The following is a 16407-nucleotide window of genomic DNA, read 5'->3' as shown; positions in this document are numbered from 1 at the left end:
GCTCCCGGATGCTCGGCGATGACGTCGTCGCGGCCCTCGCCGAGGAGCTCGCCGACGCCGACCGCACGAACGCCGTGATCCCGCGGATCACCGCGCGCCACCCGGACGCGACGATCGAGGACTCGTACGCGATCCAGGGGGTGTGGCGGGACCGGATGCTCGCGGCCGGGCGGCGTCTCGTGGGCCGCAAGATCGGCCTCACGTCCAGGGCGATGCAGCAGGCCACGGGCATCGACGAACCCGACTACGGCGTGATGTTCGACGACACGGTCCACTCGAGCGGCGCGGAGATCCCGGTGGACCGGTTCTCGAACGTGCGCATCGAGGTCGAGCTCGCGTTCGTGCTGGCCAGACCCCTGGAGGGTCCCGGCTGCACGCTCGAGGACGCCCTCGCGGCGACCGACCACGTGGTGCCGGCGCTCGAGGTGCTCAACTCCCACATCGAGCTCGAAGGCCGCACGATCGTGGACACGATCAGTGACAACGCCGCCTACGGCGCCATGGTCCTGGGTGCGACCCGCAGGCGGCCGGACGAGGTCGACCTGCGCTGGGTGCCCGGGCTCCTGTACCGCAACGGCGAGATCGAGGAGACCGGCGTCGCCGCGGGCGTCCTGGATCATCCGGCGCGCGGCGTGGCGTGGCTCGCCAACAAGTTCCACCACCACGGCGCCCGGCTGGAGGCCGGCGAGATCATCCTGGCCGGCTCGTTCACGCGGCCCCTGTGGGTCTCGCGGGGCGACGAGGTGCTGGCCGACTACGGACCGATGGGAACCATCACATGCCGATTCATCTGACCCTCCCGCCCACGTTCCGCGACCGCATCGCCTCGGCCGGCCGGCCGCAGATCGGCATGTGGGTGTGCACCGGCAGCCCGCTCGTCGCGGAGATCTGCGCGGGCGCCGGCCTCGACTGGCTCCTGATCGACGGCGAGCACTCGCCGATCGGCCTGGAGACCACCGCGGCGCTGCTCCGGGCGGTGGCCCCGTACCCGGTCACCTCGCTCGTGCGCGTGCCGTCGGGCGATGCCGTCGTGCTCAAGCAGCTGCTCGACCTGGGCGCGCAGAACGTGCTGGTACCCATGGTCGACACGGCGGAGCAGGCCCGCGCCGTCGTGCGGGCCGTGCGCTACCCGCCGCGCGGCGTGCGCGGGGTGGGCGCCGCGCTGTCCCGCGGCGCCCGCTGGAACCGCGTCGAGAACTACATGGCCGACGCCGACCGCCACGTCTCGCTGTTCGTGCAGATCGAGTCCGCGACCGCCGTCGGGAACGCGGCCGCCATCGCGGCGGTCGACGGCATCGACGGCGTGTTCGTCGGCCCGTCCGACCTCGCCGCCTCCATGGACCTGCTGGGACAGCAGACGCACCCGGACGTGATCGCGGCGGTGCGCAGCACGTTCGAGGCCGTGCGCGCGGCCGGCAAGCCCGTCGGGGTCAACGCCTTCGACCCGTCCATGGCCCGCGCCTATCTCGACGCGGGGGCGTCCTTCGTCCTCGTCGGAGCCGACGTCACGCTGCTCGCCCGCGGGTCGGAGGCGCTCGCGGACACGTGGATCGACGAGAAATAGATGGTCAGGCCGACGCGAGCGAGCGCACCGCGTCGATCGTGTCGGCCTCGGCGGCGGTCTTGTCGTCGCGGTAGCGGAGCACGCGGGCGAAGCGGAGGGCGAGGCCGCCGGGGTAGCGGGTGGAGCGCTGGAGGCCGTCGAAGGCGATCTCCACGACCTGCTCCGGGCAGACGTGCACCACGTGCCCCTCGCGGGAGGTCTCGAGCTCGAGGAACCGTTCCGTCTGCCACTCGAGCATCTTGTCCGTCATTCCCTTGAAGGTCTTGCCCAGCATCACGAAGTCGTCGCCGTCCGGGCCGGGCCGGCGGGCGCCCAGGTGGATGTTGGAGAGCTTGCCCTGTCGTCGCCCTGAGCCCCATTCGACGGCGAGGACCACCAGATCGAGGGTCTTGCGCGGCTTCACCTTGATCCAGCCCGCGCCGCGCCGGCCCGCCGCATAGGGGGAGTCGAGCGACTTCACGACGACGCCCTCCTGGCCCTCGCGGATCGCTTCGTCGAAGAACTCCGTGAAGAGCGTGGCGGTCTCGGCATCGGCCGCTCTGCCGGGCCGCATCAGGCGGCGGACCGTGTGCGGGCCTGCGACCCGGTCGAGCACGGCGAGCCGCTCGCGCAGCGGGGCGTCGATCAGGTCGCGGCCGCCCGCGTGGAGCACGTCGAAGAAGAACGGGGTGAGGGTGACGGCGTCGAGTTCGGTCGCGGACCGCGACGCGGTCTCCTGGAACGGCCGTGGGGCGCCGTCGGGCCCCAGCACCATCGCCTCGCCGTCCAGGACGAGTCGCACTTCCGGGAGTGCCCGCACAGCGGCGACGATCTCCGGCACGCGGCGCGTGATGTCGTCCAGGGACCTGGTGAACACGCGGACGTCGTCGTCGGCCCGGTGCACCTGGATGCGGATTCCGTCGAGCTTGACGTCCACACAGGCGCCGTCCCCGGGCAGCTTGTCGAGCGCGGCGCCGACGTCGGGCGCCGACTGGGCGAGCATGGGCCGCACCGGTCGGCCCACCTCCAGGGAGAAGCCGGCGAGGGTCGCGAGCGGGTCGGGGGAGAGGAGCGCGGCGCTCGCGACCGGCCCGGTGGCGCCACGCAGCATGACGGCGCGGCGGACGGCGTCGGCGGGGACGTCCGCAGCCTCGGCGACGGCGTCCACGACCACCGAGTCGAGCGCGCCTTGCCGCAGCTCGCCGAGGATCAGGGCGCGCAGGAACTGCTGCTCGCGCTCGGTCGCGGCACCGAACAGGGCCGACGTCGCGGCGGCGCGAGCGGCCTCGGATCCTGTCCCGGCGATCCTGGACAGCGCGGCGAGTGCGGCGTCGACGTCGTGCAGCGTGAGCGTCGCGGACGTGGCGGGCGGCGGGAGGTCGCGCAGGGCGGCCCAGCCCAGGCCGGTGCGGCGTTGCCGTGGCGCACCGGCGAGGTAGGCGACGGCGATCTCCAGCTCGTCGGCGCCGGCGGCGCCGCGGCGCAGGCAGCCGGCGATGGCCGCGCGCTTGGCGAGGCGCGAGCGTGTGGCGGCGACTGCTTCGGACGTGTCGACGACCTCGGCGAGCAACATGCGTCCATGGTCTCGCCCCTGGCGGCGGACTGCTCTGACGACGGGAAAAGTGTGCCAAGCGCGGAGCGCCGTGTGCTTGCGGGGTCAGACCGCTCCTGGGCGCGCCCCGACCCGCCGTCGTCCCGCGGCCAGCCGCTTCCCCAGCAGCCCGTGGCGCGGCGCGAACAGGTAGACCAGCGTGAACGCGACCCCCTGCGCCACGACCACGAGCCCGCCGGACGCCGCGTCGAGCCAGTAGCTGAGGTAGATCCCCACCACCGAGCAGAGGACCGACATCACCGGGGCGATCACCAGCATCCGCCCGAACCGGTCGGTGAGCAGGTACGCGGTGGCTCCGGGGATGATCAGCATCGCCACGACCAGGATCACCCCGACCACCTGGAGCGCGACGACGGCGGTCAGGGCGAGCAGCCCCAGCAGCAGCGCCCCGAGGAACCGCGGCGAGAGCCCGATGGCGTGGGCGTGCATGCGGTCGAACGCGTACAGGGTCAGGTCGCGGCGCTTGACGACCAGCACCACGAAGGCGATGGCGGCCAGGATCGCGATCTGGACCAGTTCCGCCTCGGAGACGCCCAGGATGTTGCCGAAGATGATGTGGTTGAGGTCCGTCTGGCTCGGGGTGACGGAGATGAGCACCAGGCCGAGCGCGAACAGGGTGGTGAACACGATCCCGATCGCCGCGTCCTCCTTGACGCGGCTCGTGCCGCGGATCGCGCCGATCAGCGCGACGGCGAGGAACCCGAACACGAGCGCCCCGATCGCGAACGGCACGCCGAGCACGTACGCGATGACGACGCCGGGCAGGACGGCGTGGGAGACGGCGTCGCCCATCAGCGACCAGCCCACCAGGACGAGCCAGCAGGACAGCAACGCGCACACGACGGCCGCGACGACCGTGGTCACGATCGCGCGGACCATGAAGTCGTACTGCAGCGGCTCCAGGAGCAGGTCGAGGAGGGTCATGCGGTCTCACCCCCGAGCACGTCGAGGCCGAACGCGCGGGCGAGGTTTTCCGGCCGCAGCGCCTCGGACACCTCGCCGTGGAACAGGACGCGGTGCAGCAGCAGCGCGGCCTCGTCGGCGAGCCGGGGGAGGGCGTGCAGGTCGTGGGTGGAGACCAGCACGGTCCTCCCGTCGCCGGCGAGTTCCCGCAGCAGCCGCACGATTGTGGCCTCGGACCGCTTGTCGACGCCGGCGAACGGCTCGTCCAGGAGCAGCACGCGCGCGTCCTGGGCGATGCCGCGGGCGACGAACGCGCGCTTGCGCTGGCCGCCGGAGAGCTGCCCGATCTGCCGGTCGGCGTAGCCGGTCAGCTCCACCCGTTCCAGGGCCTCGGCGACGGCCGCGTGGTCGGCCGGGCGGGCGCGGCGGGTGGGTCCCTGCCGCCCGTAGCGCCCCATCATCACGACGTCGCGCACCGAGACGGGAAAGGCCCAGTCGACGTCCTCGCTCTGCGGCACGTACCCGACCAGGCCCCGCTTGCGCGCCGCCGCGGGATCGCCGCCGTCGAGCAGGACGCTGCCCTGGTCGGGGCGGACCATCCCCATGATCGTCTTGAAGAGGGTCGACTTGCCGGACCCGTTCATGCCGATCAGCCCGGTCACGAGGCCCGGCCGGACCCGCAGGGTCACGCCGTCCAGGGCCAGCACCTCGCCGTAGCGGACGACGACGTCGTCCACCTGGATCGTGGCGGTGGTCGTGGCGGTCACGCGTCGCCTCCGCCCAGGGCGTCGAGGATGATCCTGGTGTCGTACCGGATCAGGTCGAGGTAGGTCGGCACCGGCCCGTCGGCCTCGGAGAGGGAGTCGACGTAGAGCGTTCCGCCGAAGGCGGCGCCGGTCGCCTCGACCACCTGCCGCATCGGCTTGTCGGAGACGGTCGACTCGCAGAACACGGCCGGGATGTCGCCGGCCTCGACGAACTCGATCATGCCGGCGATCTGCTGCGGGGTGGCCTGCTGCTCGGCGTTCACCGGCCAGATGTACCGCTCGGTCAGCCCGGCGTCGCGGGCCAGGTAGGAGAACGCACCCTCGCAGGTCGCGAGCGCGCGCTCGTTCTCGGGCAGCGCGGACAGCCCGTCGACGAGTTCGTCCTGCACCTCCTGCAGCTCGGCCTGGTACGCCGTGCCCGCGGCCTCGAAGTCGCTCGCGTGCTCCGGGTCGAGCTCGCTGAAGGCCTCGACCATGTTGTCGACGTAGATCTGCACGTTCACCGGGCTCATCCACGCGTGCGGGTTCGGTGTGCCGGCGTAGGCGTCGGCCGCGATGTCGATCGGTTCGACGCCGTCCGACACGACGACGTGGGGCACGTCCACCGACTCCACGAACTGGCCGAACCATGCCTCCAGGTTCAGCCCGTTGTCGAGGATCAGGTCCGCCTCGGACGCCTTCGCGATGTCGCCCGGCGTCGGCTCGTACCCGTGGATCTCCGCTCCGACCTTGGTGATCGACTCCACCCGGAGATGCTCCCCGGCCACGTTCTCCGCGATGTCGGCGAGCACGGTGAACGTCGTCAGGACCACGGGCCGGCCGTCGTCGGCCGCCCGGCCCTCGATCGCGGCCCCGCAGCCGGACAGCGTCCCCGCGGCGAGGGCCAGCGGGAGGAGGAGGCGGATGTGTCGCATGCCCAAACGATAAAAGTTCGGCCACCCGAAAACAAGTGGTTCGCCCCGGGAGTGCGGTGGGTTCGCCCCGGGAGTGCGGTGGGTTCGTGCCGGGAGTGCGGTGGGTTCGTGCCGGGAGTGCGGTGGTCCGGCACGGTGTGTTCCACTGGGGGTGTGCTCATGGTCCACCATGTCTCCGCCCGGCCCCTGGATGTCGGCCTGACACTGGGGCCCCTGGGGCATGGGCCGTTCGACCCGGCGTTCCACCGGGCGGGCGACGGGTCCGTCTGGCGTACCACGCTGACGAGTACCGGCCCGGTCACGCAGCGGTTCATGACCGTCGGGCCGCGGGAGGTCCTGGTGCACCTCTGGGGCGACGGCGCCCCGCAGTCTGCCGACGAGCTCCCGATACTGCTCGGCGAGGACGAGGACACGACCGGGTTCGCCCCGCCCGCGAAGCTCCGCGACGCGCAGCGGCGCGCGACCGGCCTGCGGCTGGTGGTCACCGGCATGGTCCTGGAGGCGCTCGTCCCGGCCGTGCTGGAACAGCGCGTCCAGACCCCCATCGCGCACCGTGCCTGGCGGCGGCTCCTGGCCCGGTACGGTCTCCGGGCCCCGGGCCCGGCGCCGGCGGGAATGCGCGTGGTCCCCGACGCCCGCACGTGGGCGCGGATCCCGGAGTGGGACTGGCACCGTGCGGGCATCGATCCCGCCCGGGCCCGGACCATCACCCGCTGTGCCGCCGTCGCGCCGCGGCTGGAGGAAGCCTCGGCCATGCCGCGTGCCGAGGCGCGGTCCCGGCTGGAGCGGGTGGTCGGTGTGGGTGCCTGGACGTCGGCGGAGACCGCGCAGCGCGCGTTCGGCGACGCCGACGCCGTCTCGGTGGGTGACTTCCACCTCGCGGCCACCGTCGGGTGGGTCCTGACCGGCCGGCGCACCGACGACGTCGGCATGCTGCGGCTCCTGGACCCCTACACCCCGTACCGCCACCGCCTCACCCGGCTCGTCCTCCTGGACCACCACCCCGGGGCACCCCGGCGTGGTCCCCGCCGCCCCCTCTCCGAGTACCGCGCCTTCTGACGGGCGGCGGCGGGAACGGAGAAGTCAGCGCTCGACCTCGAAGATCTGCTTCTGGACGCCGTTGCGGTAGGCCTCGTGCTCGACCAGCCGGAGCTTCCGCGCCGGCTGGTCGGCATCGCTGAACAGCGGCTTGCCCTGGCCCAGGAGCACCGGGAACACGAGCAGGTGGTACGCGTCGATCAGGCCGGCGTCCGCAAGCGCGCGGGTGAGGCTGACGCTGCCGTGCACCTGGATCTCCTCGTCACCGGACTCCTTGAGCCGCGCGACGTCGTCCAGCGAGCGCAGGATGGTGGTCTCGCCCCAGTTGCCGGCCAGGTCCTCCTCGGTGAGGGTGGTGGAGACGACGTACTTGGGCAGGGTGTTGTACCGCGTGAACTCCTCCATCTCCGGCCAGACCGGAGCGAACATCTGGTAGCTCCTGCGGCCGAGGAGCAGGGCGCCGGCTTCTTCCTGCTCGCGGCCCTTGAGGTCGTAGGCCTCCGGTACGGCGTCGACCGTCTTGAACGTCCACGCCGTGTCGTGCAGCGCGGGGTCTCCGCCGGTCGGGTCGACCTTGCCGTCGAGCGAGACGAAGTGGGTGGCGACGATGGTGCTCATGTCAGGTTCTCCTCGGATGTGACCTACGGGTCGTGGTGGCCGCGACCGCTCGGTGCGGTGCGTCGTGGGTATGGACGAGAGACTCGCACAGGATTCATCGGTGGTCCCGGGTGCCTCCGGATGAACCAGGGCGAAGGTCCTGTCGGCCCGTGACCGTCGGCCCTGCCGTCTCCCGGCCGGGACGGGCAGGGTCGGAGCAGTGGAACAAGCCGAGCAGAAAGGGTTCGCCATGACCACCGCTCAGCGTCCCGCACCGGTCGTCGTCGCCGTCGACGGAACCGACCGCAGCGCAGGGGCGATCAGGTACGCGATGGGAGAGGCGCGGCTGCGGGGTTCCGCGGTCCGCCTCGTGCATGTTCTCGGCGAGGCCGGGGACGACGGGCGCGAGAGCGTGGACCGGGCGCTGTCGGAGGCCGGCGCGGCGGGACCCGACGTCGAGGTCGGATTTCTGCTGGGGCAGGGGGAGAGGGTGACCGGCCTGGTCACGGCCGCCGCGAGCGCCGGTCTGCTGGTGCTCGGCCGGCTGGCCCGGCGTGCCACGGGGCCGACGACGGCGGGCGTGGCCGCGCGTGCGGAGGTGCCCGTGGCCGTGGTGCCGGCGGACTGGCGGGACAGGGCTCACGGCCGCGTCGTCGCCGGGGTCAAGTCGTCCGCGATCTCGGGTGAGCTGCTGGCGTACGCCTTTCGCACGGCGTCCGCCCGGGGTGCCGCGCTGCGGGTGGTGCACGTCGTCGATGTTCCCGACCAGGTCGAGGAGCTCGCTGAGGTGGACGCGGGGACCCGGCCCGCCGATCCGGTGCTGGAGGCGATGGTTCGGGACTGGTCGGGCGCGTTCCCGGACGTCGCGGTGACGACGTCGGTGGTCCGCTCCGACCCGGTGCGCGCGCTGGTCGAGGCCGGGGCCGACGCGGACGTCCTCCTGGTCGCGCGCCACCCGCGTGGCCTGCGGCATCCGGTGCGCCTGGGCCCGGTCCCACGGGCGTTGCTGGAGCGCTCGGACATTCCGGTCGAGGTGTTCCCGCTGACCGGGGAGCCGGCCACGCCGCCGCTCGTGCTGGAGCGGGCCGGGGCGATCGTCAAGGAGTGACGGGCGCCGCCTAGCATGGGCGCATGCTTGAGAAAGCGCTTACCGGCGACCTCCGGATCGACAGCTCCCGTCCCGCCCGCTCCGTTCTGCGTCTCCTCGCCCGCAGGCCCGGGCGCATGACGATCGCCGTCGCGGCGTTCACCCTCAAAGAGATCCCCATGTGGTTCCTGCCGGTCGTGACCGCCGCCGTCATCGACATCGTCGCCACCGGGGGATCGGTGCGCGACGTGCTGGTCTGGTTCGCCGTCGCCGCCGTCCTGCTGGTGCAGAACTTCCCCAACCACCTCGTCTACACCCACAACTTCATGACCGTCGTGCGCGACACCGGCGCCGACCTGCGCAACGCGCTCGCCGCGCGCCTGCAGAGCCTGTCGATCGGCTACCACACCCGTGCCAGTTCATCGGTGGTGCAGACCAAGGTGGTGCGCGACGTCGAGAACATCGAGGTCATGCTCCAGCAGGTGGGTCATCCCCTGCTCTCCTCGCTCGTGGTGCTCGCCGGCGCCGTGACGATGACGGCTCTGAAGGTCCCCGAGTTCCTGCCCGTCTACCTGCTGGCGGTACCGCTCGCGCTCGGCATGCGCTGGGCCACCGCGCGCCGCTCCCGGGAGCGGAACGAGCAGTTCCGCCGGGAGATCGAGGGGTTCGCGTCGCGCGTCGGCGAGATGGCGTCACTCATCCCGATCACCCGCGCCCACGGGCTGGAACGGACCGCGGTCACCCGCGTGGCCGCCGGGGCCGACGACGTGCGCCGCGCGGGCCTGCACCTGGACATGATGAACGGCCGTGTCGCGTCGCTGTCCTGGGTCACCATGCAACTCCTCGGCGTCGCGTGCCTGGCGCTCGCGGCCACGTTCTCGCTCACGGGCCTCCTTCCCGTGACGGCGGGCGAGGTCGTGCTGCTGTCCAGCTACTTCGCCCTGCTCACCCAGGGGCTCACGCAACTGCTCATGCTGATCCCGGTCACCGCGCGCGGCATGGAGTCCGTGCGTTCGATCGCCGAGGTGCTCGAGGAGCCCGACCTGGAGGAGAACGAGGGGCGCCGCCGGGTCGACGCCGTCTCGGGTGAGCTGGTCCTGGATCGCGTGCACCACCGCTACCCCGGCTCCGACGGTGATGCCCTGCACGACGTGACGCTCACGGTGGCGGCGGGCGAGACGGTCGCGTTCGTCGGCTCCTCCGGGTCGGGCAAGTCGACGCTGCTGAACCTCGTGCTCGGCTTCGTCCGCCCGACGTCCGGCCGGGTGCTCGTGGACGGCGTCGACGCGCAGGAGCTCGACCTGCGCACGGTCCGCCGGCACGTGTCGGTGGTGCCGCAGGAGTCCGTGCTGTTCGAGGGGACGATCCGCGACAACGTCGCCTACGGCATCCCGGACGCGCCCGACGAGATGATCCGCGCCGCGCTCCGGGAGGCCAACGCGCTCGGCTTCGTCGACGCCCTGCCCCAGGGGTGGGACACCGTCGTCGGCGAGCGCGGGGCACGGTTGTCAGGCGGGCAGCGGCAACGCATCGCGATCGCCCGCGCGCTCGTGCGCGACCCGCGGATCCTGCTGCTCGACGAGGCGACCAGCGCCCTGGACGTCGCATCGGAGAACCTGGTCAGAGAGGCATTGGGGCGCCTCATGCGAGGGCGCACGACGCTCGTCGTCGCGCACCGCCTGTCGACCGTCCGACAGGCCGACCGCATCGTCGTGCTGGAGCACGGCCGAGTGGTCGAGGAGGGATCGCACGATGCCCTGCTCGCCCGAGGCGGCCGCTACGCCGCCTTGCACGCGACCCAGGCGAGCTAGAAGCGGGATCGGTACGCCACGGTACGGCGCCGCGGGCGCGATGCGCCGCCCAGACCGTCTCGACGGCCGTGCGCCGCGAGGACGCAGACGGCGACTGTGGATAGAACACATGTTTCCACAGATTGGCGGTGGATGAGGGTTCTGGCTGGTGTTTGCTCGGGCCTAAGGGGAGAATGGGGAACATGACGATGCGGCGCGCGGTGGGCTTCCTGCCCGGTTCCCCGGAGGGAGCCGGGTCGGCTGCGACGCCCTCGGCCGCGCCCGTGGCCGCTGATGTCGCCCGGATGCACGCGTGGCTCCTGGCTGCGTCCAAGCCGGGCCAGGCGAGTGGCCAGGTCGAGATGTTGCGAGCGCTGGAAGACCTGTCCGGCGCCATCGCGGCGGTGCAGGCGCAGCTGATGGTCGAGCTCGACCAGACCACGCGAGCCGAAGCCCGCCAGATGGTGGCGCGCACCGAGGCAGACCCCGCGGGCCGGTCGGTGCCGGTCACCGTGCGCTCGGCCGAGCGGGAAGCAGCCCGGTCCGTACGCAGCCAGGTCGGCCTGGCCCTGCGGGTCTCCCCGCACCGGGCCGGGACCCTCATCGGCGTGGCCAAGATGTTGCACGCCGAGATGCCGGCCACCCTGGGCGCGCTGCGCGCCGGGCGCCTCCCGCACGAACGCGCGATCATCCTGGTCAAGGAGACTGCCTGCCTCGAGGCCGACGACCGCGCCCGCATCGACGCCGAACTGTGCGCTGACCCGGCCACCCTCGAGGGCATCGGCACCCGGCAGCTGGAAGCCATGGCGCGCGCCCGGGCGGCCGAGCTCGACCCGGCCGCCGCCGTGCGCCGCGCCGCGAAAGCCGCCAAGGACCGGTACGTGTCCATCCGGCCCGCACCCGACGCGATGGTCCGCCTGAGCGCCCTGCTGCCCGTGGCCGAGGGCGTACGCACCTACGCGGCCCTCAAGCAGGCGGCCGACACCGCCCGGACCGACCCCGACGACGACCGGAACCGCCACCAGGTCATGGCCGACACCCTCGTCGAGCGCGTCACCGGACAGGAGACCGCCGGCCAGGTCCCCGTCACCGTCAACCTCATCGTCTCCGACCGCACCCTGCTCGCCGCCGGGCACGAGCCGGCCGTCATCACCGACGTAAGCGGCACCAGCTACGGCCCCGTGCCCGCGCAGGTGGCCCGCAACCTCACCGCCACCGGCCTCGATGTCGACGCCGCTTGGCTCCGGACCATCTACGCAAGCTCCGGCGGCGACCTGATCGCCGCCGGCTCCAAGAGGCGGTTCTTCGCCGGCGGCCTGGCCGACCTGCTCCGCGTCCGAGACCAAGGCATCTGCCGCACCCCCTGGTGCGACGCCCCAGCCAGACACCTGGATCACGCGAAACCTGCCACCGCGGCGGGCCCGACCACCCTCGACAACGGGCAGGGCCTGTGCGAAGCCTGCAACCAGGCCAAGGAGGCCCCCGGCTGGAACGCCGCAGCCGACACCGACCCCACCACCGGACGACACCGCGTCACCACGACCACACCGGCCGGACTCCACTACGCATCCGTCGCCCCACCACCCCCACGACCCGCGTGAGGAAGGTGGCCGGTGCATGAGACTGGGGCCATGACCAGACCTGTCATCCCCATCCATACGGACGACGACACGGTCCGCCTCGCCGCGGCAGCGTGGGGACACCCGTTGACGGATCCCGTCGACCTCGGCGGGTCGCACCGTTCCCGCGTGTTGCGCTGCCACGTCGAGGGCGGTGGAACCGTCGTCGTCAAGCAGTTCCACGTGGCGGGCTCGGAGTTCGCGCGGGAATCTGTGGGGCTGACGCTCCTGGGGCCGACGCCGCAGTTGCTCGCCGCCGATGCGGAGCACCGGATCATCGTGATGTCGGATCTTGGAGACGGCCTGCCGACCCTCGCGGACCTGCTTCTCGGTTCGGACGGGGAGGCGGCGTGGACGGGCGCACTGTCGTGGGCGCGGCACCTCGGGTCAGCGGTGGGGGCGTCGCGTCCCGTCGCCGAAGAGGCCCGCCGGCGGATCGGCGCCGGCCGACCGGGCGGCCCGACGCACTGGGACGCGGCCGGGGACCTGCGCCAAGGGCTGGCCCGCCTCGCCGCACTCGCGCCGGAGGTGACCGACGTCGACGCGATCGAGTCCGAGCTCGCCGGCGTCACGGCTCTGCTCGAGCCGGGAGCGGCAGCGGTTGTCTGGCCCACCGACACCTGCCCGGACAACGCGGTCCTCGCGGACCGCTCCGCCGACCAGCCGGCGGCCTGGGTGTTCCTCGATCTCGAAGGAACCGACGTGAATCATCCGGCGCTCGCGGCGGCCTACACGATGCTGCCGTTCGCGACCTGCTGGTGCGTCTACGACCCGCCCGCCGGCCTGACCGACGGTCTGCTGGCGGCCTTCTCCGAAGGTCTCGGTGCGCATGCGCCGGACGTGGTCGCGGCACCGATGTGGGCGGGTCAGGTCAGGCTGGCCTGCGCGGCCTATGTGGTCCTGGTGACGGGATGGCTGCTTGACGGCGCGATCGAGGCACGGCCGTTCGTCGGACCCGCCGACAGGTCACCGTCCTACCGCCAGCTCGTGGCGTCCCGCTGGCGGTGGGGCGCCACGAACCTGCGCGCGGACTTCCCGATGCTGTCCCGAGCGCTGGCAGGAGCACACCGGTGGTCGTGGCAGGCGTGGGGCACCGACGGAGAGACGACCGGCTACCCGGCCTTCGCCTGATCCGGAATCCGCGCCGTCACCGGCGCGGCCGCCCGGCCGGTCCAAACGCACTGTCGACGCTAGGGTCTCGGTATGCCCCGCCTGATCCTGCTCAACGGCGCGCCCGGGACGGGGAAGTCGACGCTGGCCGAACTGCTGGCACAGGATCAGGTACTGACGCTGGCCCTCGATGTGGACGGCATCAAGCACTCCTTGGGTGGGTGGAGCGAGGACGCCCAGGCGTCCGGGCTCCGGGCCAGGAGGCTGGCACTAGCCATGGCCCGTGAGCAGCTCCGGTCCGGACATGACGTGGTCGTCGGCCAGTATCTGGCCCGGACCGATTTCATCGACTCCCTGGAGGCTCTGGCCGAGGAATGCGGTGCGACGTTCGTCGAGTGCCTTCTCGAACTGGACGCGCCGACCCTCGCCCGGCGACTGGCCGACCGGGCGGCTGCTCCGACTCGCCCGGAGCATCAGGTCAACACCGCCTTGGTCGGCCCCCAGGACGCCGATCGCCTCGTCAGGTCACTGGACGGCGTCCGGCAGTACCGTCCGAACGCCGTCCAGGTCAGCGCGGAGGGCTCGATCGCGGCCACCCTCGACCTGCTGCGGGCCGCGGTGCGGCGCGCCGATCCCGCCGTCAGCGGTCGCTGACGACCTTCGTCCCCTGCGACGTGTCCACGGTGAACGCGTCCACCACGGTCCCGTCGGCGGTGCGTGCCTCGTACGTGAGCTCGTCGTCGGTCACCGACACCACCTGGTAGGTCTGCGTCTCGCCGTGCTGCGCCCGTACCTCGGCTCCGCCGGCGCGCCAGTCGGTGGTGACGGGGTCGTAGAACTTGGGGCCGGTCACCGCCACCGTGTAGACGGGGCCGGTGTGCGAGTGCTCGTCGACGTGGTTCGAGCGGAGGTTGCCGCGGCCGTAGGAGTGGTCGTGACCCTGCAGCACGAGGTCGACGTCGTGCTCCTCGAACACGTCCAGCCAGTACTCCCGCACCACGATGCCCGTGCGGCCGGAGCTGTTGGCGAAGACCGGCTGGTGGAAGGCCACCACGGTCCACCGGTTCGGGTTGTCGGCGAGCACGTCCTCCAGCCAGGCCTCCTGGTCCTCCATCCAGTCGTGCACGTCGAACCAGGGTGCGTTCGTGTAGTTGCTGTTCAGTGCGATGAACCGGACGCCCTGGTAGTCCGTGTACCAGACGGTGTCGTCGAGGTCGTCGTCTCCGGGGCCGTTGCCCGTCCCGGGGAACTGGAGGTTCCAGTGCCCCGACACGTCCCACGAGTCGTACTCGTGGTTGCCGATCGCCGCGATGTGGTTGACCGACGCCGACCGTTCGCCCTGGGCGGCGAACCACTCGCCCCACTGGCCGTCGTCGTCGGCGTCGTTGATGAGGTCGCCGGCGTGCACCGCCACCTTCGCGTCGGGGACGGCGTCGTAGGCGGCCCGGATCACGGGCGCGGCGCCCGCGGTGATGTTGTTCTGGACGTCGCCGAAGTACAGGAAGCGGAACGGCTCGCCCGCGGCGCCCGCCGTCGTGAACTCGGTCCACGGGCTCCAGGTCTCGCCGTCACCCACGCGGTAGCGGTACGCCGTACCGGGCCGCAGGCCCTCCAGGGTGGCGCGGTGGTAGGTGCCGCCGCCGGCCTCGCCGGTGGTGCTGCCCTCGGTGGTCACGGCGCTGCCGCCGGCGACGGGCTCGTGCTGCGCCAGGGACGGGGCGTCGGTGCCGGTACGCCAGGTGATGGTCTGGCTGGTGGACGGGGTCGCGGTGGGGCTGAGCGTGATGCGGTCCGGCGGGGCGGCGGCCTGGGCGGTCATGGCCTGCCCGCCGATCGCGACGGTGGCGGCGACCGCCAGTGTCACCGCGGCGGTGCGGCGGCGCGCGGTGCGGGCCGTGCGGATGGGCACGTGGGCGGGCACGTCGTGGTCCAGGGACGGCATCGTTCCTCCAGATCGGCTCGGGATCGGGCTGGGCGTGCGCGGCCATGCTGCCGGGACGGGGTGGCGGCGGGGTGAACTCCCGATTGCCGTGTCGGGGCGAACTGCCGAAGGAGCACCGCGCGCCGCCTCCCGGTCCGGCGAGGACGCCGCCCGGCCGCCGCCGCTCAGACTCCCGGCACCGGCAGCGGAACCACCGCCCCGAGGGCGCTCGCGAGCTGGTTGTAGCCGAGCAGCAGGAACATCGCCGCCACGGCCACCAGGACCACGTTGACCCACCAGCGGTTGCGCCAGGGGCGCGGCACGCTCGACGAGTTGTTCAGGAACAGCAGCGTGATCGCCAGGAACGGCATGAACAGCGAGCCGAGCGCGCCGTAGACGATGACCAGAGCGATGGGCCGGTCCAGGAACAGCAGCGCCATGGGCGGGACGGTCAGCCACACGATGTACGCGCGGTAGTGGAGGCCGCCGGCGCCGCGGCGCCGGTCGTCGGCGGGCAGGTTGCGCGAGGTCGCGACGAAGTCGGCGAACATCAGCGACACGCCGTGCCAGACGCCGAGCACCGAGGAGAACGCGGCGGCCGCGAACCCGATCAGGAAGACCGGCGCCATGAACGGGCCGTACCGCTCCGCGAGGACACCGGACAGGTCGACGAGCCCGGAACCGCCGTCCTCCACCGTGATCCCCGAGGAGTACAGCAGCTCGGCGCCGACGACCAGCATGGCGATCACGAAGACGCCGGACATCACGTACGCCCACGCGTTGTCGATGCGCATGACCCGCATCCAGCGCGGGGTGGACCACCCCTTCTCCGCCAGCCAGTACCCGTAGGCGGCGAGCGTGATGGTGCCGCCCACGCCGCCCGCCAGCCCCAGCGTGTAGATCACTCCGCCGTCGGGGATCCGGGGCACGAGCCCGCTCGCGACATCGCCGAGGTTCGGCACGGTCAGTACGGCCGAGCCGACCACCGTCAGGAACATGATGCCCACCAGGACGGCGACGATGATCTCGAACGGCCGGTACTTGCCGAACCAGACCAGCAGCAGGCCCGCGACGCCGGCCGCCATCGCCCACCACCGCACCTCGACGCCGGGCATCAGCCCGTTCAGCGCCAGCCCGGTCGCGGACATCGCGGCCGCGCCGAAACTGAAGCCCCACACCACGATGTAGACGCCGAAGTAGATCGTGGCCCACCGGCCGAGCTGCTTCCAGCCGTCGAAGATCGTGCGGCCGGTCGCGAGCGTCCAGCGCCCCGCGCCCTCCACCAGCACGATCTTGATCAGCACCCCGGCGACGGCCGCCCACAGCAGGGCGTAGCCGTACTGGCTGCCGGCCACCAGCGTGGCGACGAGGTCGCCGGCGCCGATACCGGTGGCGGCGACGACGATCCCGGGGCCGATGATGCTCCAGCGGGGGACGTCTGCGTCCAGTCTGACCTCATTGTCCTTTTTCATCCGGCGACTGTACCCAGCGGCCCCGGACCACGGA

15 protein-coding genes are annotated in these 16407 nt (G+C 72.3%); 8 read left to right on the top strand and 7 right to left on the bottom strand.

Annotated elements, in window-relative coordinates:
- Positions 1 to 8: 8 nt before the first annotated feature.
- Together EDD34_RS12365 and EDD34_RS12360 are read left to right on the top strand one after the other, a co-directional pair.
- Positions 9 to 794, top strand: a complete 786-nt coding sequence (locus EDD34_RS12365) for a fumarylacetoacetate hydrolase family protein (protein ID WP_123816506.1) — start codon at positions 9 to 11, stop codon at positions 792 to 794.
- Positions 779 to 1564 carry an HpcH/HpaI aldolase family protein gene (locus EDD34_RS12360; RefSeq protein WP_123814840.1) on the top strand — a complete coding sequence of 262 codons (786 nt, stop codon included), beginning with the start codon at positions 779 to 781 and terminating at the stop codon, positions 1562 to 1564. The genes EDD34_RS12365 and EDD34_RS12360 overlap by 16 nt, the downstream gene beginning before the upstream one ends.
- A gap of 4 nt (positions 1565 to 1568) precedes the next feature.
- Here EDD34_RS12360 and EDD34_RS12355 read toward each other — a convergent pair whose 3' ends face one another.
- From EDD34_RS12355 to EDD34_RS12340, 4 genes are all read right to left on the bottom strand, one after another.
- Positions 1569 to 3116 (bottom strand): ATP-dependent DNA ligase, encoded by a 1548-nt coding sequence (locus tag EDD34_RS12355; protein WP_123814839.1) that lies wholly within the window; start codon positions 3114 to 3116, stop codon positions 1569 to 1571.
- Between the two features lie 84 nt (positions 3117 to 3200).
- On the bottom strand, positions 3201 to 4079 hold the full coding sequence (locus EDD34_RS12350; protein WP_123814838.1) for a metal ABC transporter permease: 879 nt from the start codon (positions 4077 to 4079) through the stop codon (positions 3201 to 3203).
- Positions 4076 to 4825, bottom strand: coding sequence for a metal ABC transporter ATP-binding protein (locus tag EDD34_RS12345; protein WP_170177064.1), 750 nt, complete (start codon positions 4823 to 4825; stop codon positions 4076 to 4078). The genes EDD34_RS12350 and EDD34_RS12345 overlap by 4 nt, the downstream gene beginning before the upstream one ends.
- On the bottom strand, positions 4822 to 5739 hold the full coding sequence (locus tag EDD34_RS12340; RefSeq protein ID WP_123814837.1) for a metal ABC transporter substrate-binding protein: 918 nt from the start codon (positions 5737 to 5739) through the stop codon (positions 4822 to 4824). The genes EDD34_RS12345 and EDD34_RS12340 overlap by 4 nt, the downstream gene beginning before the upstream one ends.
- 159 nt (positions 5740 to 5898) lie before the next feature.
- Between EDD34_RS12340 and EDD34_RS12335 the strand changes: the two genes are divergently transcribed.
- Positions 5899 to 6798 (top strand): DNA-3-methyladenine glycosylase family protein, encoded by a 900-nt coding sequence (locus EDD34_RS12335; protein ID WP_123814836.1) that lies wholly within the window; start codon positions 5899 to 5901, stop codon positions 6796 to 6798.
- Positions 6799 to 6822: 24 nt separating this feature from the next.
- Here EDD34_RS12335 and EDD34_RS12330 read toward each other — a convergent pair whose 3' ends face one another.
- Positions 6823 to 7395, bottom strand: a complete 573-nt coding sequence (locus EDD34_RS12330; RefSeq protein ID WP_123814835.1) for a dihydrofolate reductase family protein — start codon at positions 7393 to 7395, stop codon at positions 6823 to 6825.
- A gap of 229 nt (positions 7396 to 7624) precedes the next feature.
- Between EDD34_RS12330 and EDD34_RS12325 the strand changes: the two genes are divergently transcribed.
- The 5 genes from EDD34_RS12325 (at position 7625) to EDD34_RS12305 (ending at position 13634) form a co-directional block, all read left to right on the top strand.
- A complete protein-coding gene (locus EDD34_RS12325) occupies positions 7625 to 8482 on the top strand; it encodes a universal stress protein (RefSeq protein ID WP_123814834.1) in 858 nt (285 codons plus the stop codon).
- Positions 8483 to 8505: 23 nt separating this feature from the next.
- The gene (locus EDD34_RS12320) at positions 8506 to 10272 is read left to right on the top strand and encodes an ABC transporter ATP-binding protein (protein WP_123814833.1); all 1767 of its coding nucleotides are present in this window, start codon (positions 8506 to 8508) and stop codon (positions 10270 to 10272) included.
- A gap of 182 nt (positions 10273 to 10454) precedes the next feature.
- On the top strand, positions 10455 to 11852 hold the full coding sequence (locus tag EDD34_RS12315; RefSeq protein ID WP_246012367.1) for an HNH endonuclease: 1398 nt from the start codon (positions 10455 to 10457) through the stop codon (positions 11850 to 11852).
- 30 nt (positions 11853 to 11882) lie between these two features.
- On the top strand, positions 11883 to 13001 hold the full coding sequence (locus tag EDD34_RS12310; RefSeq protein ID WP_123814831.1) for a hypothetical protein: 1119 nt from the start codon (positions 11883 to 11885) through the stop codon (positions 12999 to 13001).
- A 72-nt stretch (positions 13002 to 13073) separates the two neighbouring features.
- On the top strand, positions 13074 to 13634 hold the full coding sequence (locus tag EDD34_RS12305; protein WP_123814830.1) for an AAA family ATPase: 561 nt from the start codon (positions 13074 to 13076) through the stop codon (positions 13632 to 13634).
- On the opposite strand, the gene EDD34_RS12300 is transcribed toward EDD34_RS12305, so the two are convergent.
- Both EDD34_RS12300 and EDD34_RS12295 read right to left on the bottom strand, forming a co-directional pair.
- On the bottom strand, positions 13621 to 14922 hold the full coding sequence (locus EDD34_RS12300) for a purple acid phosphatase family protein (protein WP_123814829.1): 1302 nt from the start codon (positions 14920 to 14922) through the stop codon (positions 13621 to 13623). The genes EDD34_RS12305 and EDD34_RS12300 overlap by 14 nt on opposite strands.
- Positions 14923 to 15086: 164 nt before the next feature.
- Positions 15087 to 16373: an Nramp family divalent metal transporter gene (locus tag EDD34_RS12295; RefSeq protein ID WP_123814828.1), complete on the bottom strand. Its 1287-nt coding sequence runs from the start codon at positions 16371 to 16373 to the stop codon at positions 15087 to 15089.
- Positions 16374 to 16407: the final 34 nt, after the last annotated feature.

Origin of the sequence: Myceligenerans xiligouense, from assembly GCF_003814695.1 — a bacterium.
Taxonomy (GTDB): domain Bacteria; phylum Actinomycetota; class Actinomycetes; order Actinomycetales; family Cellulomonadaceae; genus Myceligenerans; species Myceligenerans xiligouense.
Note: the sequence above shows the minus strand (reverse complement) of the source record. Positions and strands in the feature narration are given on the sequence as shown.